Source organism: Ideonella sp. FW305-24 (assembly GCF_058788035.1).
Genome location: NZ_JBYTAI010000002.1, coordinates 213491 through 237801 on the forward strand (window position 1 = coordinate 213491; position 24311 = coordinate 237801).

Here is a 24311-nt window from a genome sequence, read left to right on the forward strand (position 1 = left end):
GCACAGACGTCAGCACGATGAGGCTCCCGCACCTGCCGTTGATGCCACTGCTGGCGCGCCGCCAGGCAATGCGGGTTGCGGTGATCGCCATGGGCATGCTGCTGCTGTCGGGCCTCACGGAGATGTGGTTCTCATACCAGGAAGCGCGCACGCAAGTCGCAAGGCTGCAGCAGGCGCAGGCCAGCGCGGTGGCGCGGGAGATCGGCCAGTACCTGCGCAACATCGAAGCCGGGCTGCGGGACACGGCCAAGCTGCCGTGGGGCGATGCAGGGTTCAAGCTGGCTCGCCAACGCGAGGAACTGCTGCGCCTGATGGTGCTGTTTCCTGCCCTGGCCGAACTCCACACCCAAGACGACCAGGGCCGCGAGTTGCTGTTTCTTTCCCGAACCGAACCGAGCCGGCAGGGTCCTGGCTTGCTCACGGCCAGACCGGGAACGCAGCAGGCGGCCACGGGCACGGTTGCCTACGGCAGGCCGTATTTTCAGAACGGCGCCGAGCCTTACGTGCAGATGACCGTGCGCGAAACCGGCACGCCAAGCCACCTGCCACACGACAGTCTGGTCGCCGTGGTGCATCTGCGCGTCGTGGCAGACGCACTGGCTCGCCTCAGCGGAACAGGACGTGCCTACCTGATCGACGACCAGGACCGTTTGATCGCCCACCCCACGCAGATCGAGATGCTGCGTCGGCGCGACATGCACCAGCGACCGGAAGTGCGTGCGGCCAGGGCCGCCCTGGCCTCAGGTGCCTCGGACCTGGCGGCAATGGAAACGTCCGACCTCGACGGCCAAGCCGTCATTGCCACGGCGGTGGCCTTGCCCGAAACCGGCTGGCTGCTTTTCCTGGAACAGCCGCTCGCCGCTGCGATGGCACCCGCGCTGGACACTTTGAAGCGAACAACCTTGCTGGTCCTGCTCGCCGCCCTGGCCGCGGCGCTGGCCAGTGTCTGGCAGGGCGGGCGCCTGGCGCAGCCCATCCTCGTGTTGCGCCGGGCCAGCGCCCGCATCGCCAGCGGCGACTTCAGCACCCCGGTCGAACTGCACACCGGTGACGAACTGGAACTGCTGGCGCAAGACCTCAACGGCATGGCGCATCGCTTGGGTCGCTTCTACCAGGAGCTGGAAGAACAGGTGGTACTGCGCACCCAAGAACTGCTGCTTGCTCGGGAGGTGGCGGAGCGGGCCAGCCATGCCAAGACCCGCTTCCTGGCCGCAGCCAGCCATGATCTGCGCCAGCCCATGCACACGATTGGCTTGCTGGTGACCGTGATGCGCAGCCGCATCGAGTCACCCGAACTGCTGGTGATCGCCCAGAAACTCGCCATCTCCGTCGAAGTCATGGAGCGCCTCTTCAGCAGCCTGCTGGACATCTCCAAGCTGGACGCTGGCGCGGTGCAACCTCAACCCGAAACCTTCGTAGTGCAGGATCTGCTGGATCGGATCGCACAACGCTTCGACCCAGGCGCGGTCGAAGCGGGCCTGTGCCTGCGCTTTCGCCGCAGCCACGCTGTCATTCACAGCGACCCGGGCCTGCTGGAGCGCTGCCTGAGCAATCTGGTGTCGAACGCGCTGCGCTACACCCCGCATGGGCGCGTGCTGGTGGGCTGCAGGCTGCGTGGCAACCAGTTGGCGATTCAGGTCCACGACACCGGGATCGGCATTGCGCCCGAGCACCTGGATGCAATCTTCGAGGAGTTCGTCCGCCTGCCGTCTGCACAGGCCAGTTCGACCAAAGGCCTGGGTCTGGGCTTGCCCATCGTGCGACGGACTGCCGAACTGCTGGGCCACGTCATGCACGTCCGTTCGACGCCCTGCCGAGGATCCATGTTTGAATTGCTGGTGCCCCTGCGCAACCCATCCGCACAGAACGCCTTGCCTTCCCAGGCCGGGGTGATCCCTGCGGCGCTGCAGGGGCTGTTCGTGCTGGTGGTGGACGACGACCAGGACAACCGCGATGCCCTCGAAGCCCTGTGCACGCATTGGGGATGCCTGGTCGCGACGGCAGCCTCCGCAGCGCAGGCGCTGGCTGCACTGGACGCGCACCTCCGCACGCCTGACCTGGTGCTCACGGACCTGCGGTTGGGCGGGGACACGGACCCGGACCCGGACGGCCTGAGCATGCTGGCCGCGTTGCGCCAGGCCGCCGGGTGCAACATTCCGGCAGTGCTCATCACAGCGGAAACCACGGCGGGCGTGCAGCAGCGCGCCAACGCGCTTGACGTGCTGGTGCTGCACAAGCCCGCCACAGCAGACCGGCTGGCCAATGCCATCCAGTCCCTGCTGGACACAGGCATCACGCGGCCGGAAATCGTCACCGGCTGAGCCGCAGCCCCAGCCGCCCTGCGGCGACCACCGCCTGCGTCCGCGTGGTGGCGTTCAGCGCCCGCAGTACGGCGCTGGTATGGGCCTTCACGGTCCCGGGCGCCAGGCCCAGTTCGCGGGCGATCAGCTTGGCCGACTTGCCTTGGAGGATCAGGTCCAGCACGTCGGTTTGCCGCGGCGTCAAACCCAAGTCGGCAGGTGTTCTCACTGGCGCTTGCGCAACGTGGACATCGCTGGACGGCGCGCTCGCCGTGGCTGGCTGGCCAGACCCTCCTGTCGGCGCACGCCCACCGGCTGGGCCCGTCAGGAAGACTGATGGTGGCAAATAGATGCCTTTGGCGAGCACCAGCCCCAGTGCGCCAATCAAAACGGAAGAGTTCGAACTCTTGGGGATGAAGCCCATCGCGCCGGCATCCAGCGCGCTCAGCACCGTCTCCCTGTCGTCTGCGGAGGACAGGGCCACCACGGCGGCATCTGGACAGTGCACGCGCAGCCATGCAATGCCCTCCAATCCCGACATGCCAGGCAAACCCAGATCCATCAGTACCAGCCGCATGTCCGCGTGCGTCGCCAGCAGCGCCTGAGCTTCCTCGCAGCTGCCGGCCTCGAACACGGCGATATCTGCCTGCAGCGGCCTCAGCAGCAGCGCAAGCCCTTCTCGGAAGAGGGCATGGTCGTCGATCAGGAGAACGTTCATGGGCATGGCTCGTCCGTCATGTGATGCATGGTGTCATCCAGCGGCCATCGCCAGCGACGGCGAAGGCTCAGCCAATTGGGCGAGCCATTGGGCGGATTCACGCAGCGCAGCCAGCGGTATCGAATGCACATCACGCATTCCCCACCTAACGCACCAAGCAAGGAGCCTCGCGATGGCCGATCCGATTCTGTTCTGGAACGCAGTTGCCCTGGAAGCCAACCGGCAAGATTTCACATCCGAGCCCGGCACCAAAGCCGCGCAGGAGCAACCCGGGCCAACCATGAGTTCGCGTGCACTGGGGCTGGTGCACTTGGCGATGTACGACGCTTACTTCGGCGCGCTGGGCTTTCCCGCGGGCGTTGCCAGCCCCTACCTGCCGGGCATCGCGCCACCGGCCCCGCCGGTCGACCCGGATGGCGCCGTCGCGCAGGCGGCCTACGAGGTGCTGCGCTGGCTTTACCCCGCACAGGTCGCACTTTTTGATCGCAGCCTGGTTGACGCCCTTGGCGCGGGCCCAGGATGGAATGATGGCCGGGCGTGGGGCCGCCAGGTAGCGAGCGCCTTGCGCGCCCGGCGCCAGAACGACCCCAATGCCGATGCCGCAGGCTACGCTTATTCACAAGCATACGGTCATTACCGGGCCGACCCTGCCCAGCCGGGGCAACTGCCGCACGCCCCGTTCTATGGCGCGCGCTCTGCCTGCTTTGCGGTCAGCATGAGACACGCGCTGCTGCCACCACCGGTTGTAGGTTCTCCCGCGTACCTGGCCGAACTCGCACGCGTGCAAGAAAAGGGCGCCTCCGTCGAACTGAATGCTGCAGTGCCTGCGGCAAGTCGCCGCGCGGCTGAAGAAACCATGATCGGGATGTTCTGGGCCTATGACGGCGTGCGCAAGCTTGGCACGCCGCCGCGCCTTTACAACCGTATCCTGCGTCAGATTGCGAAGCAGCAGAACAATGGCCCGGCGGACAACGCCAAGCTGTTCGCGCTGGTCAATGTCGCCCTGGCCGACGCCGGCATCCTGGCCTGGGAGCAAAAGTACAAGTACGACCTTTGGCGCCCTGTGGTGGGAGTGCGGGAGCACGACGCGGCAGCCATGGGCCCCAGCGCTGCCGGCGGTTCAGGTCTGGCAGTGTTGTGCGACCCCGGCTGGCTGCCGCTGGGCGCGCCTGCCAGCAACAGTTTCAATCCAAGCACCAAAGCGGGCGAGCCCAACGGCACCCCCACATTCCCCGCCTACCCGTCCGGCCACGCCACCTTCGGTGCGGCAGCGCTGCGCATGATCGAGTTGTTCTACGACGTCAAGCTGGGCCAAGGCAAGGGCAACGACGTGTTCCAGAACGAAGTCTTGGTCTCGGAAGAACTGGACGGCCAGACCACCAGCAACACCGGCGTGACCCGGCCTCGCCATGCCCGCACCTTCCCCGGCGGGCTGCGGCAGATGATCGAGGAAAACGGTTGGAGCCGGGTCTATCTGGGCGTGCACTGGCTGTTTGACGCCTTTGCGCTCGAAGAAGACAGCAAGACACCGAAGCTCGGGGAGATGACCGGCGGCGTACCGCTGGGTCTCAAGATCGCGGATGACATCTTCGGCGTCTTTGGCAGCGCTGCGACCGCCAACAAGCCGTGGGCCTCGGACGTGGGCCCCACGCCCAGCTGAAGGCAGCGCCCGCTGCGGCGCCCCTCTCGCGTCCCGACGCCCCTCGGCTCCACCCCGCCGCGACGGTTTCTGCACCGCAAGAGCGCAGCTTTGCCCGCCGCTTACCCCGACTCATCGACGACCGGACTCAAGGAGTCTCAACATGCATAACCGCACGATTCTCGGCTTCATGGCAATTGCCTGGCTCGCCCTCGCGCCGCACACGGTAGCCCTCGCCGCAGCCACCAAAGTCACACCGGACTGCGCCGGCGGATTCAGCAGCTACGACGGCACATCCAAAACCTGCGTGACGGCGCCCACCGCACAGCAGGCGGCGGATCAATCGCAAGTTGCTTGCGAAGCCTATGCTGGCGCAACATGGGGCGAGACCTCAAAGAAATGCCTGCTTCCCAAGCCGCCGCAACCCAGCTGCGTGGGCGGCCCCCGGGTCTCGTTTTCAGAGGCGAAGGGCGCGTGTGTTTATGACGACAGCGTACCCATCTCCGACGGCCGCAATTACCAGGGCGATTGCTTCACCGTGGTCAGCAAAATCAAGGGGGCGCCGAACGCCAAACATCTCTATGTCGTCTCGCAAACCCCACCGGGCGGCGACACCTTGAATGTCGTGGAAGCAGAGCTTGTTCCATCATCGGAAGTTCTGAACGTTTTGGGCATGGCGCTCTGCGTGCCCAAAAAGGACAGCCAGAAAGACCCCTCGCCAATTCAGGTCAGCGACGTGACCACCAGCGGCGCCCTGCGACGCGGATGGGTGTATGGAACGCTGGTGGTTCCCTACAAGTACTACACCAACAATCACCAGCTGAACGGCACCAGCAGCACGGTGGCCCCTTACTTCGGCCGGCGCTCTGAAATGTTTGGCGGCGCTGTTTCCTACATCGCCGCAATCGGGCTCGGTTCAGTGAAGGGCACCGTCGATGATGGCACCGGCAAGCTTCGAACAACCGATGCCAACGCGCTCAGTGCAGCCGTAGGCGTCACTTTCGAGGTCGCCAAGAGCAAGAGTCCATTTCGAATGGGCTTCCTGGTGGGCCGGGACTATGCCGAACTCAAGCAAGGTGTGACCTACGACCAGAATCGCCGCACCTGGATTGCCTTGCAGCTCGGCTTTGACCTCACGGACTGATGCGGGACCTCATGCGCACAGCGCCGCCGCATGGTGGCGCATGTGGTCTTCGATGAAGCTCTGGATGAAGTAGTAGCCGTGGTCGTAGCCGGCCTGGCGGCGCAGGGCCAGCGGCTGGCCGGACTTCAGGCAGGCGGCTTCGAAGGCTTCGGGCTGCAGCTGGCCTTCGAGCAGGAAGCGGTCGGCCTCGCCCTGGTCGATCAGGATGCCGGCCGGGTGCGGCGGGCTGGCCTGGGCGGCCATCAAGGCGCTGGCGTCGTGCTCGGTCCAGCGGCTTTCGTCAGCCCCGAGGTAGCCGGTGAAGGCCTTGCGGCCCCAGGCGCAGCGACTGGGCGCGCAGATGGGTGCGAAGGCCGACAGGCTGGCGAACTCGCCGGGGTGGCGCAGCGCCAGTGTCAAGGCGCCATGGCCGCCCATCGAGTGGCCGAAGATGCCGGTGCGGCCAGCGTTCATGCCCAGCGCGGCCAGCTCGGCGCGCACGCCAGGCAGCAGTTCGCGCAGCAGGTAGCTTTCCATGCGCCAGTTCGTGGCCCAGGGGGCCTCGGTCGCATCCAGGTAGAAACCGGCGCCAACGCCGAAGTCCCAGGCCTCGGCCTCGCCAGGCACGCCAGCGCCGCGCGGGCTGGTGTCTGGCATCAAGAGCGCGATGCCGAACTCGGCCGCCCAGCGCTGCGCACCGGCCTTCATCGTGAAGGTCTCTTCGGTGCAGGTGAGCCCGGCCAGGTAGACCAGCAGCGGCACCGTGGCACCCGGCTTGGCCTGCGGCGGCAGGTACAGCGCAAAGCCCATGGGCAGGCCGATCTCGCGCGATTGGTGGCGCTGGAAACGCTGCTCGCCGCCAAAGCTCAGGTGATGGCTGACCAGCTTCAGCTCGTCCAGCTGCATGTTGCCTTGCACTGCCATGGTCAGAACTCCACCACGGCGCGGATGGACTCGCCGCGCTTCATCAGGTCGAAGCCTTCGTTGATGCGCTCCAGCGGCAGCTTGTGGGTGATCAGGTCGTCGATGTTGAGCTTGCCGTCCATGTACCAGTCGACGATCTTGGGCACGTCCGTGCGGCCACGCGCGCCACCGAAGGCCGAGCCTTCCCAGTGCCGGCCGGTGACCAGCTGGAACGGCCGGGTGCTGATCTCTGCACCCGCCTCGGCCACGCCGATGATGATGCTGCGGCCCCAGCCCTTGTGGGTGCACTCCAGCGCCTGGCGCATGACCTTGGTGTTGCCGATGCACTCGAAGCTGTAGTCGGCGCCGCCATCGGTCAGCTGCACGATCGCATCGACAATGTTCTCGTGGTCCTTGGGGTTCAGGAAATGCGTCATGCCGAACTTGCGCGCCATCGCCTCGCGGGCCGGATTCAGGTCCACGCCGATGATCTTGTCGGCCCCCACCATCTTGGCGCCCTGGATCACGTTCAGGCCAATGCCGCCCAGGCCGAAGACAACCACGTTGGCACCGGCTTCCACCTTGGCGCTGAACAGCACCGCGCCAACGCCGGTGGTCACGCCGCAGCCGATGTAGCAGACCTTGTCGAACGGCGCATCCGGCCGGATCTTGGCCAGCGCGATGCCGGGAACCACGATGTGGTTGGCAAAGGTGCTGGTGCCCATGTAGTGCAGGATGGGCTTGCCGCCAATGGAGAAGCGGCTGGAACCGTCCGGCATCAGGCCCTTGCCCTGCGTGGAGCGAATCGCCTGGCACAGGTTGGTCTTGCGCGAGAGGCAGAACTTGCACTGCCGGCATTCAGGCGTGTAGAGCGGAATGACGTGGTCACCGGCCTTCAGCCAGGGCACCTTGCTTTCCAGCACCACGCCCGCGCCTTCATGGCCGAGGATGGCCGGGAACAGGCCTTCGGGGTCCGCGCCCGAGAGCGTGTAGTAGTCGGTGTGGCAGATGCCGGTGGCCTTCACTTCGACCAGCACCTCGCCGTCCCGCGGCCCTTCCAGGTCCACGTCTTCGATGGTCAGGGGTTGGCCGGCCTGCCAGGCCACGGCTGCACGGGTTTTCATTGCTGCTTCCTCTGCGATGTCTTTTGAAATTTGAATCGAGCGGCGATGCTAAACCGCGGACGCACCCGGCGCCACCGTGGCATGCCACACGATGCAGGGGCTTGCGTGCCAGCACTCGACGCCGCGCCACCTACACTGCCGGCCAGACCATGAAAAGCGCTTGATGACGTCCTTTGAATCCCTGGGCCTGGCGCCCGCCCTGCTGCGTGCGCTGGCCGACCAGGGCTTGCCGGAGCCGACCCCTGTGCAGGCCGCTGCGATTCCGCCGCTGCTGGCCGGGCGCGATGTGCTGATGCAGGCGCGCACCGGTGCTGGCAAGTCGGTCGCGCTGGCGCTGCCGCTGTTGCAGCAATGGCTGGCCGGTGCGGCCCAGCACCCGCGGCCCACGCATGCGCTGCTGCTGGTGCCCACGCGCGAGCTGGCCCTGCAGCTTGGCGAGACGCTGCGCGAACTGGCGCACAGCCTGCCGGGGCTGGTGAAGATCGCGGTGGTGTTCGGCGGCGTGTCGATCAACCCGCAGATGATGGGCTTGCGCGGCGGGGCGGACATCGTCGTCGCCACGCCCGGGCGGCTGCTGGACCTGGTGCGGCACAACGCGCTGTCGCTGGGCCAGGTCAAGACGCTGGTGCTGGACGAGGCCGACCGGCTGCTGGCGCTGGGCTTCGAGGATGAGCTGGCCGAGGTGCTGGCGCTGCTGCCAACCCCTCGGCAGACGGTGCTGAGCTCGGCGACCTTCCCGCCGGCCGTCACCACGCTGGCGGAGCAGTGGCTGCAAGAGCCTGAACAGATCCGCCTGAGCAACCTGACCACGGCGCGGCCGGACATCCGCCAGCGCGCGCTGGTGGTCGAGGAAACCCGCCGCACCTCGCTGCTGCGCCACCTGCTGGCCCAGCGCATCGAACTGAAGCAGGACGCGCGGGCGCTGGTCTTCGTGGCCAGCCAGCATGCGGCAGAGAAGGTGGCGCACAAGCTGGCGCTGGCCGGCGTGGCCGCGGAACCGTTCCACGCAGGACTCAGCCAGGGCGCGCGACAGAACATGCTGCATGCCTTCAAGCAGGCGAAATTGCAGGTGCTGGTGGCGACCGACATGGCCGCGCGCGGCCTGCACATCGACGCACTGCCGCTGGTCGTCAACTACGACCTGCCGCGCTCGTCCGAGGACCATGTGCACCGCATCGGCCGCACTGGCCGCGCGGGCGCAGAAGGCGAAGCGATCAGCTTCATCACGCCGGCCACCGAAGCGCATTTCCGGCTGATCGAGAACCGCCAGGGCCAACGCGTGCCACGTGAGCAGATCGCCGGTTTCGAGCCGCACGTGCACCATGCCGCGCCGGCTGCGCCGGCCGAGGAAGACAGCGGCGACATGCCCTTGCCCGCCGGCACCGGGCTGGACCCGAATGGCGGCATCAAGGGCAAGCGCAAGAGCAAGAAGGACAAGCTGCGCGAGGCCGCAGCCAGCGCCAAGGGCGAGCGCCAAACGCAAAAGCCCGGCTGACGCACCGCGCAACCCCAAGCCTGGGGATCGTCCACAGGGCCAAGCGCAGAGATACTGCGGCGCGCACGCCAACCCTGCTGTACCTTGAAAGCTACCCATTGCCTGCTGCGCCTGCTGGGACAGCCCCGCCTGAGCTGGCTGGGCGAGCCCACACGCGACATTCGTTTCCGCTATCGCAAGACCTGGCTGTTGCTGGCCTGCCTGGCCTGCCACCCCGCCGAATGGCAGCCACGCAGCGTGCTGGCCGGGCGGCTCTGGCCGGCGCTGCCGGCAGCCGCCGCCCTGACCAACCTGCGCCAGTTGCTGGCCGATGCGAGCCAGGGCCTGGGGTCGCTGGCACTTGGGCTGGCACTGGAGGTCGAGCGCCAGCAGGTGCGGCTGCGACCGCACGCGCAGTTGCTGGTCGACCTGCACCTGCTGCGGGAGTGGCAACAGCAAGCCCCTGCCGACGCAGAGCTCAGCCTTGCGGCCCTGGGGGATGCACAGACCTGGTTGAGCCCGCTGCTCGAAGGCTTTTCCACAGACGCCCTGACCTCCGGCGACGACTGGCTGGGGCCAGAACGTCAACGCTGGCGGCAGACGGGCCTGGCCAGCGTTCGCACCCTGAGCCGTTGGCTGCAAGCCCAAGGGCGCACCGCTGCGGCCATTTCTGCCGCCCGCGCCGCCTGGCAGCAGGAGCCGCTGGACGAAGACCTCGCTGCCGGGTTGATCGATCTGCTGGTTGCCCATGCGGACCTGCGCGGCGCGCGCGAGGTGCTGACCTTGACCGACAACCACTGGCGCTCCGAACTGGGCCTGGCCGCGCCGGCCGCGCTTCGGGCGAGATTGCCGGCGCCGGGCGTGTCCCCCCCGCCACCGGCACGCCCGGCCACCGAGCAGCGCTGGCTCACGCTGCTGCAACTGCAGTTCAGTCCGTCGGCGCAGGATGCCGCCAACGCGCCGCCAGATGAGTTCGAAGCGGCATGCGTCCAGGCCCTGAGCCAGGCCCAGGGCCTGGTGCGCCAGTGGGGTGGTGAACCGCTGGCGGTTCTGGGCCGCAGTGCCACCGCCTGCTTTGGCGCGGGACCGGATCCGGAGCATGCGGCCGAGCGTGCCGTGCTGGCCGCACTGGCTGTGCGGGCCGCCAGTGCCCCCTCGCTGATCTGCTGCGGCGCAGTCGTTTCCGGTTTCACACTGGTGGCCTCCGGGCCCCAGGGCCTGGCGCTGCCCGAGCGGCTGCCGCTGGCGTGCCAGGCCTTGTGCGAAGAGGCGGCAGACAGCAGCCTGCTGGTGTGCGCCGATGTGGCAGCGCAGATCTCGCAGCGCTTCGTGCTGCAAGCCCATGCGCTGCCGCCACCGGCGGGTGCATGCGGGCCCGTGGCTCGCGTGCTGGGCCTGCGGCCACCCACCTCGGCCGCCAGCCCTTCACAGCAGGCTGCCGGCGACGCACCGGATCGCCCCGTCTCCGTCCTGGGTCGCGAACGCGAAGTGCGTCAGCTGCAACAGGCCTGGGCCCGGGCGCAAGGTGGCGAGCCGCAATGGTTGGTGCTGGTGGGGCCTGCTGGCATCGGCAAGACGACCCTCGCCGAACACCTGGCACAGACCGTCGCAGCCCAAGGCGGGCGAATGGTTCGCTGGCCATGCTCGCTGCGGCTGCAGCCGCACCCGTTTGGCCCGCTGCGCCGGCACCTGGCCCTGAAGGACGACGCCACGCCGAATCGCCCACAGCTGCTGGACGCCGCCTTCGACTGGCTGGACCAGGCATCTCGCACCGAGCCCCTCCTGCTGCTGCTCGACGACGTGCACTGGGCCGACGAAGCCACCCGTGAATTCCTGGCCCGCTACGCCGCCACCTTCGCCAACCAGCGCCTGATGCTGCTGTGCACCAGCAGGCCCGAAGCGCCCCTGCCAGAAGAGGGCCGGCCGCCGCAGCTGCTGCCACTGGGGCCGCTGGCTGCGGCCGATACCCGGGCCCTGATCCGCCGCCACGCCGGCGCGGACCTGCTGGACCCCGTTCAGCTCGACGAGATGGCGCAACGCAGCGGCGGCATCCCGCTGTTCGCGGAGCGACTGGCGCTGCAGCACGCCGGCGGCAGCGCGGCCCCTCCAGGCGTGGCCCTGCCCTACATGCTGCAGGCCGAACTGGACCGGCTGGGCCGCGGCCGACAGGTGCTGCAGGCTGCCGCAGTGCTCGGGCCGCAGTTCAGCGCCACGGCGCTGGCCGCACTGCTGCCCGACGAACCGGACCTGGCGCCCGTCCTGGCCCAGGCCTTGGCGCTGCAGCTGCTGATACCGGCAGAAGCGCGGGGCGAACAGGGTTATGCGTTCCGGCATGGCCTGATCCACGAAGCCGCGAAAAACAGCCTGCCGCGCGCCACCCGCCGCGAGTTGCATGGCCGCCAACTCGCCTTGCTGCACATGCAACCGTCGACCCCGCCCGCCGAACTGGCCTCGCACCTGGAAGGCGCCGAGCGCTGGGCCGAAGCACGAGACCGCTGGGCCGAGGCCGGCGATACGGCACTGACACAGGAGTTCGCACAGGACGCCATGCGCCACTACGCCCGGGCCCTGCAGCTCGGCGAGCAGCCGGGCGCCGCCCCGCCGCAAGACCTGCTGCTTCACCTTCGCCTGCAGCATGCCCAGGCCACCATGATGTGCCAGGGCTATGGCTCCCCGCTGGCGCACGCCACCTACGGCGAGGTCCTGCAGGCCCTGCAGGCCAGCGATGGCGACACGGCCGAAAGGCGACGGCTGCGTTTTCGCGCCCTGTCGGGGCTGTACATGGGCGCAGGCTCGCAGGGCCGCAGCCTGGGCCTGGCCCACGCGCGAGGCTTGGTCAACACGGCGCAGGACCCAGCCGAAATGCTGATGGCCTGCTTCGCCATGGGCAACTCCCAGTTCTGGCACGGCGAACTGGCCGACGCGCTGCACCACCTGCAGCGCGCCGCCGAGCTGGCCAGCGGGTTGTCACCCGAGCAACGCCGCCGTTGCATGGAAGACGACGCAGCGTTGCTCAGCGCCTCCGTGCGAAGCTGGAATTTGTGGTTCCTGGGGCGGCCCGAGGAGGCCAGGCAACTGGCCGATGCAACCGTGGGCCTGGCCCGCCAAGCCGGCCGGGCCCACGCGCTGTGCTTCAGCCTCAGCCTTGCGGCAGCCGTGCACTGGTGCCTGGGCGACACCGAGCGGGTGCTGGCCGTCTCGGGTGAAGCCTGCATGCTGTCCGAACGCTTCGGTTTCCCGCTCTGGCGCGGTTTGAACCGGCTGTTCGTGCTGTGGGCGCGGGCCTGCCAGGGCGCGCCCGGCGTGGCGGCCGAGGGGCTGCAGGCCGCCCAGCAAATGCGCATGGCCTACCGGGCAGGCTCGACCACGGCACGCTGGATCCTTGGCAGCGCCCTGCTGCAAGCCGGTGAAATCCAGGCCGCCCAGGCGGAGCTGACATTGGCACTGGAAGACGCGCGCAGTGGGCTGGATCACTTCTGCGAACCTGAGCTGCTGCGACTGCTGGCGCTGTGCCAACTGAAGTCTGGCGAGACCCAAGCCGCCGAATGCCTGCTCATGGAGGCCGAGACCCTGGCCGTGCGGCTGGGCGCCACCGGCTTGCTGCCAGCCGTGCGCGAGCTGCAGCGCGCAGCACGCCGTCAAGGCGCGAGCCTCGCGCGCTGACTACGCTTTGACTACGCGGGCTGCCTAGCATGGGCATCGCCCAGTGGCGCCCGAAGTGACGGATGAAAACGGCTGCCTCGCGCCACCCAGCTTTTCCAACATTCAGACGCAGAGACCCACCCCCATGTCCAGATTCATTGCGATTCCCGCCCTGCTTGCCGCAATTGCGCTGAGCCCCCTCCTCGCCCAGGCCAGCACGCCGTTGACCAGCGTCGGCATCACCGCCGGCATCCCGTCCACCCCGGTGAAGAAGCAAGGCGAGAACTTCTTCAAGACCACCTTCAGCTTCGGCTACCAGCAGGGCAAGGTGATGCTCTCAGGCGCTGCCGACGGTACCGGCACCTTCTACGTGGACGATGTGATCACCGTCAACGTCGTGCGACCGGACGGCACCAAGCAAAGCTATTCGTACGACTTCAGCGGCGGCTGCCAGGACGCCTATCCGCTGAATCCGGTGGACCTGAGCGACCTGTTCCAGCCGGGTGTCAACAAGGTCACGGTCACGCTGGCGGACCGCTGCGGCACCGTGGTGCAAGCACCCGCTGTGTTCCTGAGCACCCACTGAGCAAGCTTGCCGGTGCGCGACAGGCCGTTCACGGCACGTAGCGCACCGCCTGCTCGCCACGGCAAAAGCCGTACAACTGCAGCCCGGCCTGGCGGGCGATGTCGACCGCCAGCGAGGTCGGCGCCGAGATGGTCGCCAGCAGCGGCACGCCCAGGCGGGCGCTTTTGCGCACCAGCTCGTAGCTGGCGCGGCTGGACATGACGATGAAGCCGGCGTCCAGCGGTGCCCGGCTCTGCACCCGCCAGCCCAGCAGTTTGTCCAGCGCGTTGTGGCGGCCCACGTCTTCCATCACCTTCACCAGTTCGCCTTCGGGCGTGGCCCAGCCGGCGGCATGGTGCGCGCCGCTGATGGCATTGAGCGGCTGCAGGGCTGCCATTTGCCCGAAAGCGCCGAGCACAGTGGCGGGCGCAAGCGAAGACAGCCAGGCGGGCGGACTCAGCGTTTCAGGCTGCAGGTCCAGGCGCGTGAGGCTGTCGATGCCGCACAGGCCGCAGCCGGTGCGGCCGGCCAGCGTGCGGCGCTGGTCCTTCAGGCGCATTTCGGCAGCAGTGGCCACTTCGAGCTGAACTTCGCAGCCCTGCGCGCCGACGATCACCTCCATGCCACGGCATTCGGAAGGTGAGGCCAGCAGGCCTTCGGAAAGCGCAAAGCCCAGCGCGAAGGCTTCGAGGTCGGCCGGCGTGGCCATCATCACGGCATGCGAGATGCCGTTGAAGACCAGGGCGACCGGGGTTTCGGTGGCCACCTGATCGGAATCAGCGTGGTCCAGCAGCCGGCCCTGGCGCACGCGCCGCACGGTGACGGGCACCGTGGGAGGCGGCAGGGAATCGTCGGCCGGCGAAAGAAGATGGGGAGAGAAATCGTCGCTCATGCTGGCGGCAGATTCTGCGCGCAAACGCCAACCCCGGCTTGCGCAGGTGCGCGCACCAAGGCTCTCAATCGAGCACGTCTGCGCGCACCTGCAAGGCGTCGCGCACGATGGGCAGCAGCCCGTCTTCCGCGCCGCCTTCGGCCCGGGCCTCGATGTGCCGCGCCAAGGCGTGGCGCATGCGCGGCGCCCAGAACTTGCGAATGTGGGTGGCAATGCCGTCCAGCGCCTCGGCCCGGTCGGGCTGGGCCTGGAAGAACTGGCCGATCTGGTTGGCCATGTGCACCAGGTGTTCAACGTCCATGAGGCGCGCTTTCTGAATGTCCACAGGGTGGGACGGCGGACAGGGAAACGGCGGTGAAGGTCTTCATTTGCCGATGACCTCCGCGCGCCGCGCCTGGTCCAGCAAGTCCAGTTGGGTCTGGTTGAACTCGGCGTAGCCCCGCTGCCATTCCGAGGGCTGCGCCACCGGCATCACCTGCACCGCCGTCACCTTGTACTCTGGGCAGTTGGTGGCCCAGTCGGAGGCGTCGGTGGTGATCACGTTGGCGCCGGATTCCGGGAAGTGGAAGGTGGTGTAGACCACGCCCGGCTGCATGCGCTCGCTGAGCACCGCGCGCAGCACCGTGTGGCCGGCGCGGCTTTCCACGCCCACCCAGTCGCCAGCGCGCACGCCGCGCTCCTCGGCGTCGTGCGGGTGGATCTCCAGCCTGTCCTCGTCATGCCACTGGTTGTTGGGCGTGCGGCGGGTCTGCGCACCCACGTTGTACTGGCTCAGAATGCGGCCGGTGGTCAGCAGCAGCGGGTACTTGCGGGTGACCTTTTCCTCGCTGGGCACGTACTGGGTGACGATGAACTTGCCCTTGCCGCGCACAAACTTCTCGCGGTGCATGATGGCGGTGCCGGCTTCTTCGGTGCTGTCGTTGCAGGGCCACTGCACGCTGCCCAGGCGCTCGATCTTCTCGTAGCTCACGCCGGCAAAGCTGGGCGTGAGCATCGCGATCTCGTCCATCACCTGCTCGGGCGATGCATAAGCCATGGGGTAGCCGAGGGCGTTCGAGAGCTTGACGGTGACCTCCCAGTCGGCCAGGCCTGGCAGCGGCGGCATGGCCTGGGTCACGCGGGAAATGCGGCGCTCGGCATTGGTGAAGGTGCCGTCCTTCTCCAGGAACGAAGACCCGGGCAGGAACACGTGGGCGTACTTGGCGGTTTCGTTCAGGAAGATGTCCTGCACGACGATGCATTCCATGCGGCTCAGCGCATCGGCCACGTGCTGGGTGTTGGGGTCGGACTGCACGATGTCCTCGCCCTGGCAGTACAGGCCCAGGAAGCTGCCCTCATGGGCGGCGTCGAACATGTTCGGAATGCGCAGGCCGGGCTCCGGGCTGAGCTCCACGCCCCAGGCCGCCTCGAACAGGTTGCGGGCCGTGGTGTCGGAAATGTGGCGGTAGCCCGGCAGCTCATGCGGGAAGCTGCCCATGTCGCAACTGCCCTGCACATTGTTCTGGCCGCGCAGCGGGTTCACGCCCACGCCCTCGCGGCCCACCATGCCGCAGGCCATGGCCAGGTTGGCAATGCCGATGACCATGGTCGAGCCCTGCGCGTGTTCGGTGACGCCCAGGCCGTAGTAGATGGCCGAATTCGGGCCGGCGGCATACAGCCGCGCGGCAGCCCGCACCTCGGCAGCCGGCACACCAGTGGCCGCTTCCAGCATCTCGGGCGAGTTTTCCGGCCGGGCGACGAATTCGCGCCATTCGGCAAAGCTCTTGGTGTCGCAGCGCTCGGCCACGTAGGCTTCGTTGACCAGGCCTTCGGTGACCACCACATGGGCCAGCGCCGAGATCATGGCCACGTTGGTGCCGGGGCGCAGTGCCAGATGATGCTGGGCCCGCACGTGAGGCGAGCTGACCAGGTCGATCTTGCGCGGATCGACCACCACCAGCTTGGCGCCTTCGCGCAGGCGGCGCTTCATGCGCGAGGCGAAGACCGGGTGCGCATCGCTGGGGTTGGCGCCAATGACCAGGATCATGTCCGACTGCTCGACCGACTTGAAGGTCTGCGTGCCGGCCGAGGTGCCGAAGGTCTGGCCCAGGCCGTAGCCGGTGGGCGAGTGGCAGACCCGGGCGCAGGTGTCGACGTTGTTGGTGCCGAAGGCCGCGCGGATCAGCTTCTGCACCAGGTAGGTTTCTTCGTTGGTGCAGCGGCTGGAGGTAATGCCGCCCACCGAATCCTTGCCGTGCGCGGCCTGGATGCGCTTGAACTCCGACGCGGCGTAGCCGATGGCCTCGTCCCAGCTGACGGGCTGCCACGGGTCGCTGATCTTCTTGCGGATCATCGGCGTGGTGATGCGGTCTGCATGGGTGGCGTAACCCCAGGCGAAGCGACCCTTGACGCAGCTGTGGCCGTCGTTGGCCTTGCCGTCCTTCCAGGGCACCATGCGGACCACGGTGTTGCCCTTCATCTCGGCCTTGAAGCCGCAGCCCACGCCGCAATAGGCACAGGTGGTGATCAGGCTGTGCTCGGGCTGGCCGAGCTCGATGATGCTGTTTTCCTGCAGCGTGGCCGTCGGGCAGGCTTCCACGCAGGCCCCGCAGGACACGCACTCGCTGTCCATGAAGGGCTGGTCCTGGCCCGGCGAGACGCGGCTCTCGAAGCCCCGGCCGGAAATGGTCAGCGCAAAGGTCCCCTGGGTTTCCTCACACGCCCGCACGCAGCGGTTGCAGACGATGCACTTGCTGGCGTCGTAGGTGAAGTAGGGATTGGAGGTGTCCTGCGGCGTGTCGCAATGGTGGGCGCCGGAAATGCCGTCGACCTCCTTGCCAGCCACGCCGTAGCGCACATTGCGCAGGCCGGTGACGCCGGCCATGTCCTGCAGCTCGCAGTTGCCATTGGCGCTGCAGGTCAGGCAGTCCAGCGGATGGTCGGAGATGTACAGCTCCATCACGCCCTTGCGCAGCTGCTGCAGCTTGGGCGTCTGGGTGCGCACGACCATGCCTTGCTCGGCCGGCGTGGTGCAGGAGGCGGGGAAGCCGCGCCGGCCGTCGATCTCCACCAGGCACAGCCGGCAGGAGCCGAAGGGCTCCAGGCTGTCGGTGGCGCAGAGCTTGGGCACCTGGATGCCGGCCTCCACGGCAGCCCGCATCAGCGAGGTGCCCTTGGGCACCTTGACCGGGTAACCGTCGATGTTCAGCGTGACCTCTTGCGCGGACTCGCGCGCAGGGGTTCCGAAATCGATCTCTGTCTTGAGGTGGTTCAGCATGATGGCGGTCCTCGGGTGCAGGCAATGATGGGGCGGGTGATCCGGCAGCGCGGATCAGGCGAGCTGCGGATCGGGCGCGGCGGCAGTGGCCGGCACCAGACCGAAGTCCTCAGGGTAGTGATTCAGGGCAGACAGCACCGGATAAGGGGTCATCCCGCCCATGGCGCACAGGCTGCCGTGGAGCATCGTGTCGCAAAGCTCGCGCAGCAGTTCGACCTGCTGCTCGCGATGGCGGCCCACCAGGATGCGGTCGATCACTTCGACCCCACGGGTGGAGCCGATGCGGCATGGCGTGCACTTGCCGCAGCTCTCCAGCGCGCAGAACTCCATCGCGTAGCGCGCCAGCTTGGCCATGTCGGCCTTGTCGCTGTGCACCACGATGCCGCCGTGGCCCAGCGCCGCGCCCATCGCGGCATAGGCCTCGTAGTCCATGGGCACGTCCCACTGCGATTCGGGCACGTAGGCGCCCAGCGGGCCACCCACCTGCACCGCCTTGATGGGCCGGCCGCTGCGGGTGCCGCCACCGAAGCCGTAGAGCAGCTCGCGCAGCGTCAGGCCGAAGGCCTTTTCGACAAGGCCGCCCTGGCGAATGTCGCCACCGAGCTGGAACGGCAGCGTGCCGTGCGAGCGGCCCATGCCGTAGCCGCGGTAGAAATCGGCACCCCGCGCGAAGATGATGGGCACGCTGGCGAAGGTGATCACGTTGTTGATCACCGTGGGCTGGCCAAACAGGCCTTGCAGCGCCGGCAGCGGCGGCTTGGCGCGCACGATGCCGCGCCGGCCTTCAATGCTTTCCAGCATCGCCGTCTCTTCGCCGCACACGTAGGCGCCCGCGGCCTTGCGCACCTCCAGGTGGAAACGCTTGCCGCTGCCCAGCACATCGTCGCCCAGGAAGCCGGCCGCGGTGGCGCGGGCGATGGCCTCGCTCATCACGGCCACCGCGTGCGGATACTCGGAGCGGATGTAGACGTAGCCCATGGTGGCCCCCACCGCCAGCGCGGCGATGGTCATGCCCTCGATCAGCATGTAGGGGTCGCCCTCCATCGTCATGCGGTCGGAGTAGGTGCCGGAGTCGCCTTCGTCGGCATTGCACACCACGTACTTCTGCACCGAGACCGCCCCCGCCACGGTTTTCCACTTGATGCCGGCCGGGAAGGCGGCACCACCTCGGCCGCGCAGGCCCGAATGGGTGACTTCATGGACCAGCGCGGCGCTGTCCAGCGTCACTGCGCGGCGCAGGCCGGCCCAGCCCTCGTGGGCGGCGTAGTCACTCAGCGAGAGCGGGTCCGTCACGCCCATGCGGCGGAAGGTCAGGCGCTCCTGCAGGGCCAAGAAGGGAATTTGCTCGGTGATGCCGTGGCGCAGCGCATGGGCGCCGCCGTGCAGCATGCCGGCATCGAGCAGGCCGGGCACGTCTTCCGGCGTGACCGGGCCATAAGCCACGCGGCCAGCCGGCGTAGCCACCTCGACCAAGGGCTCCAGCCAGAACATGCCGCGCGAGCTGTTGCGCACCAGCGCCATGGCCAGGCCGCGCTGGGCGCAGCCGGTCTGCAGCGCGGTGACGACAGCGTCGGCGCCAGCGGCCAGCGCCGCCGAATCGGCCGGCACGTAAACGGTGACAGGAACGGTGACAGGAGCGACTGCGGTGTTCATGCCAGGATCTCCAGTTGCTCGCCGAGCTGGCGCAGCCGGGCGGGGGTCATGCGGGCATGCAGTTGGTCGTCCACCTGCACGGCGGGCGAGGAGGCGCACAGGCCCAGGCAGAACACCGGCTCCAGCGTCACCGCGCCGTCGCTGCGGGTTTCATGGGATTTGCAGCCCAGCAAGGCCTCGGCCTCGGCCAGCAACTCGTCGGCCCCGCAGGCCTGGCAGGCCTCGGCCCGGCAGACCTGCACCACATGCCGGCCCGGCGGCGTGCTGCGGAAGAAGTGGTAGTAGCTGATCACCCCATGCACCTCGGCACGCGAGAGGTTCAACGCCTCGGCAATCGCCGGCACCACCATCGGCGGCACATGGCCCAGCCGTTCCTGCACAGCGTGCAGCAGCGGCAGCAGCGCGCCGGCCCGCTCGCGGTGGGCGGCGATCAGTGGGTTGACCTGCGCGGCCAGCGCGGGCGCCATCGGCTCCGGCCCGGCGCCGGGGATCTTGGACGTGCGCGGCACGAAGACCAAAGGGGCCACCACCGGCGTACCGGCAACTGACAAGGGACGATCTGGCTTCATGCTGGCATCCTCTGAATCAAGAGCAGGTTCGAGACAGGGCTCGAACAAAGAACCTTTGGGGGCCCGGCAACTGCCTGGCCCTGGCGGCGCTCCAGCCGCGCCGCGATAGCCTGCGCCTTCGCGAGGCCGGCGGCACACCGCCGACCTCGCTCGGCCCATCAATTGAAGAACTTCATCACGCTCAGGCCGGTGCGGTAAATGCCCCAGGCCAGCGGAAGGCCCACGGCCGCCCAGGCCAGCACCACCCAGACGGGGTTGCTGACCTGCGCAGCCGCATGGCCCACACCACCCTGCGCAGCCACCGTCGCCTTGTCATGCGCCAGCCGCTTTTCCTCGGCCAGCTCGGCATCGCTCATGAAATGCTTCTTGTCGACCGGGCGGACCAGCAGGTTGCAGATCAGGCCGATGCCCAGCATGCCCACCAGGATGTACATGGTCTGGTTGTAGACCTGCTCACGCGGGAGCCCCAAGCCCAGCTGGTAGTCGCGCATGTAGTTCACGACGACCGGGCCCAGGATGCCGGCTGTCGCCCAGGCGGTCAGCAGGCGGCCGTGGATGGCGCCCACCATCTGCGTGCCGAACAGGTCGGCCAGGTAGGCCGGCACGGTGGCAAAACCGCCACCGTACATGCTCAGGATGATGCAGACCGCGCCGACGAACAGCAGCTTGGAGCCGGCTGCAGCACTGGCCGGGATGCTGGCGTACATGGCAGCGCCCAGCACGAAGAAGACCACATAGGTCATCTTGCGGCCGATCTTGTCCGACAGGCTGGCCCAGACGAAGCGGCCCCCGATGTTGAACAGGCTGATCAGCGCCGCGAAACCGGCGGCGACGCCGGCGATGGCGGTCAGCTGGCCCTTGTCCAGCGCGGTGAACTTGGCCGCGTCACCACTCAGGCCGATCAGGCTGCCGCCGAAGATCTCCTGCAGCATCGGGCTGGCCATGCCGATCACGCCAATGCCGGCCGACACGTTCATGCACAGCACCATCCACACCAGCCAGAACTGCGGAATGCCCCAGACCTTCTTCACGTGCACATGGTGCTGGGTGATCATCGCGTTACCGGTCTGCGTCGGCGGCGGCGTCCAGCCCTCCGGCTTCCAGTTGGTGGCCGGCACACGGTAGGCCAGCGCGCCACCCATCATGAAGACGAAATAGACCAGGGCCATCACGACAAAGGTCTGGGCCACCCCGACATCGGTGGGCGTGGCAAAGGTCTTCATGAGCTCGGCTGCCAGCGGCGAGCCGATCATCGCGCCGCCGCCAAAACCCATGATGGCCATGCCGGTGGCCATGCCACGGCGGTCAGGGAACCACTTGATCAAAGTGCTGACGGGCGAGATGTAGCCAAGCCCCAGCCCAATGCCGCCAATCACACCGGAGCCCAGCAGCATCATCCAGAACTGGTGCTGCATCACCCCGACGGCCGACATCAACATGCCACCGCACCAGCAGACCGCGGCCACCACGCCGGCCTTGCGCGGCCCGGCCCGTTCCAGCCAGCCGCCCCACAGCGCTGCGGAGCAGCCCAGCAACACGAAGAAGGCGGTGTACATCCAACCCAGCGTCGACACCTTCCAGTCACAATTGGTGACAAAAAGCTCCTGCCAGAAACCGACTTCCGGGCCGCACTTGATGGCTTCCTTGATGCCCAACGCCTTTGAAAGCGGCAGCCAGAACACGGAAAAGCCATAGGCCATGCCGATGCAAAGATGGATCGCGAGTGCCGCCGGGGGCACGAGCCAGCGGTTGAAACCTGGCCCGGCGATGATGCGTTCCTTGGACAAGAAGCCAGAGGAAGATGGCGCCGCGTTCGGCATGCCGCCTATTACTGTGGTGGACATCGTTCGATACTCCTTTTTTTGTGACTACAGGGGCAATTCGAACCGATCCCCACGACCTTTTGCCCCGCACCGGCAACTGGCGCTGCGGAATGGTCTCAATCGACACGGACATCCGCAATATGAATGGCACTGCAGTGCACTTATGCTGGTTACCGCATAAATAGCTTTCCCGCATGGACAAGATCTCGATCCATCCCGTCTGGACAATTCAGACAACCGATGGCGGCGCACTACCGCCGCGCCTGTTGACATTGCTGGTGCAAGTTCATGCCCATGGCAGCCTGCTGGCCGCCTGCCAGCAAATGGGCCTGTCATACCGCCATGCTTGGGACCTGGTGCACCAGGGCGAGGCCCAGCTCGGCGCCACGTTGCTGCACATGACACGCGGCAAGGGCTCCAAGCTGTCCGCCCTCGGCGAGAAGCTGGTCTGGGCGGACCATCGCATTGCCGCGCGGCTCAAGCCGGCGCTTGACTCGCTGGCCTCGGAGTTGGCGGCCGAGATCGGCCGCCTAGCCGTTCACACGCCACCCATGCTGCGGCTGCATGCCAGCCATGGTTTTGCGATCGAGGCGCTGGTCAGCGCGCTGAGCCAGGACGGCCTCGCGGTGGAACGACGCTACGGCAGCAGCACCGAGGCCGTCGCCGCACTGTGCGACCACGCCTGTGATGCCGCCGGCTTTCATGTGCCGCTGGGGCCGCTGGCGACGGCCACGCTCGCCCACTACGCCCGCTGGCTGGCCGAGCCGGCGCTTTGCGTGATCGACATCGCCACCCGCCGCCAGGGCCTGATGGTCGCCTGCGGCAATCCAGCGAAGGTCTACGAACTCTCAGACCTGCTGCGGCCGGGCCTGCGCTTCATCAACCGCCAGGCCGGCTCCGGCACCCGCTTCCTGCTGGAGCGGCTGCTCGCCGCGCAGGGGCTGGACGCCGGTCGCATCTCCGGCTTTGAGCAGGGTGAGTTCACCCATGCAGCGGTGGCCGCCTACGTGGCCAGCGGCATGGCCGACGTTGGCTTCGGCCTGGAGCCGCCGGCCCGCCGCTTCGGGCTGGACTTCATGCCGCAGGCCAACGAGCGCTACTTCCTGCTCTGCCATGCCCAGACGCTGGAACGCCCGGCCATGCAGCAGTTGCTGGCACGGCTGCGCGACCCGGCGATGCGCGCCCAGCTCGACGCCCTGCCCGGCTACGACGCCCGCCACGCAGGCCGGGTCACCCCGCTGGTCGAGGCCTTTCAGGAACCAGCAGCACTGGGCTGAGGCTGGCCCGCTTGAGGCGTGGCCGGGGCAATGCGCAGCAGGCCGGCCAGCTCTTCATACATCGGCCGCGCCAGCAGCCGCGACACGCCGCTGGCCAGCATCGCGCTGGCCATCAGGCTCAGCACCATCGCATGGCCGGAAACCATTTCCATCACGATGATGAAGGCCGTCAGCGGGGCCTGCGTGGCCGCGGCCAGGAAGCCGACCATGCCCAGCGCGATCAGCGGAATGGCCGCGTCGCCGGTGATGCCGGTCAGCAAGGCAATGTCCCGCCCGACGCCCGCGCCCACCGCCAGCGACGGCGCAAACACCCCCGCCGGCACGCCGGACCAGGCCGACAGCCAGGTCGCGCAGAACTTCAGCAGCGTGAACACGCCGGGCAGTTGCGCCTCGCCTTCGAGCATGTCGCGCGTCGGCGCATAGCCTGCGCCTGCCGTGGCCTGGCCGGTCACCAGGCCGATCAAGGCCACCGCCAGCCCGCAGCCCGCGGCGAAGCGCAGCGGATGCTCGCGCCGCCAGGCGCTGAAACGGTCCGGCAGGCCGCGCATCGACACCACCACCAGGCGCGAGAACAGCCCGCCGCCCAGCCCGGCCACCAGCGCCACCAGCAGCCCTGGAAAGAACAGGTGCCAGGACAGCTGCTGCACCGGCAGCTCGCCGAAATAGGTGTGGTTGCCGAACACCGAGACCGACACCAGGCCGGCCAGCACGATGGCCGCGATCACCAGCGCGCTGTGCGAAATGCCGCGTCGGCGCGACAGTTCCTCCATCGCAAAGATCACGCCGCCCAGCGGGGTGTTGAAGGTCGCGGCAATGCCAGCCGCGGCTCCCGCCACCATCAGGTCATGGCTGTCGATGCCCGACAGCGGCGACAGCCAGCGCCGCGCATGGTCCATCACGCCTGCGCCGACCTGCACCGTCGGCCCCTCGCGGCCGATGGAGAGGCCGGCCAACATGCCACCGGCCACCAGCACCACCTTGGCCAGCGACAGCCGCAGCGAGACCAGCGCGCTGCGCTGCGACGGCGTCAGGTCGTCTTCCAAGGCCCGCACCACCTGCGGAATGCCCGAGCCCAAGGCGCCAGGCGCCCAGCGGCGAGTGCACCACAGCACCAGCACCGTGACCGCAGGCGTCCAGGCCAGTGCCCACCAGCGCCCGCCCGGTACCGTGCCGCGCAACAGCAGGAAGGCTTGATACGCATGTTCGGCCAGCAGTGTGGAGCCCACCACCAGCAGTCCGGTCAGGACCGCATAGACGAGCACCACCGCGCGGTCCACCCACTGCCGGCCAGCCACCAGTTCCTGCTGGAGATTGCCCCAGAAGTCCGGCGCCACACCATGCACGCTGCGCACG

17 protein-coding genes are annotated in these 24311 nt (G+C 67.9%); 7 read left to right on the forward strand and 10 right to left on the reverse strand.

Annotation, left to right across the window (positions count from 1 at the left end):
- Positions 1-17 precede the first annotated feature (17 nt).
- Positions 18-2321 carry a hybrid sensor histidine kinase/response regulator gene (locus AC3WR5_RS06650; RefSeq protein WP_492482925.1) on the forward strand — a complete coding sequence of 768 codons (2304 nt, stop codon included), beginning with the start codon at positions 18-20 and terminating at the stop codon, positions 2319-2321.
- On the opposite strand, the gene AC3WR5_RS06655 is transcribed toward AC3WR5_RS06650, so the two are convergent.
- Complete coding sequence (locus AC3WR5_RS06655) at positions 2311-3018, reverse strand: response regulator (RefSeq protein ID WP_492482927.1); 708 nt, start codon at positions 3016-3018, stop codon at positions 2311-2313. The two genes, AC3WR5_RS06650 and AC3WR5_RS06655, sit on opposite strands and share 11 nt — an antisense overlap.
- Between AC3WR5_RS06655 and AC3WR5_RS06660 the strand changes: the two genes are divergently transcribed.
- Both AC3WR5_RS06660 and AC3WR5_RS06665 read left to right on the forward strand, forming a co-directional pair.
- The gene (locus AC3WR5_RS06660; protein ID WP_492482929.1) at positions 3017-4678 is read left to right on the forward strand and encodes a vanadium-dependent haloperoxidase; all 1662 of its coding nucleotides are present in this window, start codon (positions 3017-3019) and stop codon (positions 4676-4678) included. The two genes, AC3WR5_RS06655 and AC3WR5_RS06660, sit on opposite strands and share 2 nt — an antisense overlap.
- 142 nt (positions 4679-4820) lie before the next feature.
- Entirely contained in the window at positions 4821-5801 is a 981-nt protein-coding gene (locus AC3WR5_RS06665) for a hypothetical protein (protein ID WP_492482931.1), read from the forward strand.
- A gap of 9 nt (positions 5802-5810) precedes the next feature.
- On the opposite strand, the gene fghA is transcribed toward AC3WR5_RS06665, so the two are convergent.
- A complete protein-coding gene (gene fghA, locus AC3WR5_RS06670; protein WP_492482933.1) occupies positions 5811-6704 on the reverse strand; it encodes an S-formylglutathione hydrolase in 894 nt (297 codons plus the stop codon).
- Between the two features lie 2 nt (positions 6705-6706).
- Complete coding sequence (locus tag AC3WR5_RS06675) at positions 6707-7807, reverse strand: S-(hydroxymethyl)glutathione dehydrogenase/class III alcohol dehydrogenase (protein WP_141288326.1); 1101 nt, start codon at positions 7805-7807, stop codon at positions 6707-6709.
- Between the two features lie 163 nt (positions 7808-7970).
- On the opposite strand from AC3WR5_RS06675, the gene AC3WR5_RS06680 reads away from it, so the two are divergent.
- The 3 genes from AC3WR5_RS06680 to AC3WR5_RS06690 all read left to right on the forward strand — a co-directional run bounded on the left by AC3WR5_RS06680 (position 7971) and on the right by AC3WR5_RS06690 (position 13509).
- A complete protein-coding gene (locus AC3WR5_RS06680) occupies positions 7971-9302 on the forward strand; it encodes a DEAD/DEAH box helicase (protein ID WP_492482934.1) in 1332 nt (443 codons plus the stop codon).
- Positions 9303-9386: 84 nt separating this feature from the next.
- Positions 9387-12944 carry an AfsR/SARP family transcriptional regulator gene (locus AC3WR5_RS06685; RefSeq protein ID WP_492482936.1) on the forward strand — a complete coding sequence of 1186 codons (3558 nt, stop codon included), beginning with the start codon at positions 9387-9389 and terminating at the stop codon, positions 12942-12944.
- 124 nt (positions 12945-13068) lie between these two features.
- Entirely contained in the window at positions 13069-13509 is a 441-nt protein-coding gene (locus AC3WR5_RS06690; protein WP_492482938.1) for a hypothetical protein, read from the forward strand.
- Positions 13510-13537: 28 nt separating this feature from the next.
- On the opposite strand, the gene fdhD is transcribed toward AC3WR5_RS06690, so the two are convergent.
- From fdhD to AC3WR5_RS06720, 6 genes are all read right to left on the reverse strand, one after another.
- A complete protein-coding gene (fdhD, locus tag AC3WR5_RS06695) occupies positions 13538-14380 on the reverse strand; it encodes a formate dehydrogenase accessory sulfurtransferase FdhD (protein ID WP_492482940.1) in 843 nt (280 codons plus the stop codon).
- 64 nt (positions 14381-14444) lie between these two features.
- Positions 14445-14681: a formate dehydrogenase subunit delta gene (locus AC3WR5_RS06700; RefSeq protein WP_141288157.1), complete on the reverse strand. Its 237-nt coding sequence runs from the start codon at positions 14679-14681 to the stop codon at positions 14445-14447.
- Between the two features lie 63 nt (positions 14682-14744).
- Entirely contained in the window at positions 14745-17636 is a 2892-nt protein-coding gene (gene fdhF / locus AC3WR5_RS06705; RefSeq protein ID WP_492482942.1) for a formate dehydrogenase subunit alpha, read from the reverse strand.
- A 54-nt stretch (positions 17637-17690) separates the two neighbouring features.
- Positions 17691-19289: a formate dehydrogenase beta subunit gene (locus tag AC3WR5_RS06710; RefSeq protein WP_492482944.1), complete on the reverse strand. Its 1599-nt coding sequence runs from the start codon at positions 19287-19289 to the stop codon at positions 17691-17693.
- Positions 19286-19756 (reverse strand): formate dehydrogenase subunit gamma, encoded by a 471-nt coding sequence (locus tag AC3WR5_RS06715; RefSeq protein ID WP_231012002.1) that lies wholly within the window; start codon positions 19754-19756, stop codon positions 19286-19288. Before AC3WR5_RS06715 ends, AC3WR5_RS06710 begins: the two co-directional genes overlap by 4 nt.
- A 260-nt stretch (positions 19757-20016) precedes the next feature.
- Positions 20017-21702 (reverse strand): OFA family MFS transporter, encoded by a 1686-nt coding sequence (locus AC3WR5_RS06720; protein WP_492482946.1) that lies wholly within the window; start codon positions 21700-21702, stop codon positions 20017-20019.
- A gap of 173 nt (positions 21703-21875) precedes the next feature.
- On the opposite strand from AC3WR5_RS06720, the gene AC3WR5_RS06725 reads away from it, so the two are divergent.
- Positions 21876-22958: a substrate-binding domain-containing protein gene (locus AC3WR5_RS06725; RefSeq protein ID WP_141287575.1), complete on the forward strand. Its 1083-nt coding sequence runs from the start codon at positions 21876-21878 to the stop codon at positions 22956-22958.
- On the opposite strand, the gene AC3WR5_RS06730 is transcribed toward AC3WR5_RS06725, so the two are convergent.
- Complete coding sequence (locus AC3WR5_RS06730) at positions 22934-24310, reverse strand: chloride channel protein (RefSeq protein ID WP_492482948.1); 1377 nt, start codon at positions 24308-24310, stop codon at positions 22934-22936. The two genes, AC3WR5_RS06725 and AC3WR5_RS06730, sit on opposite strands and share 25 nt — an antisense overlap.
- Between the last annotated feature and the right edge of the window lies 1 nt (position 24311).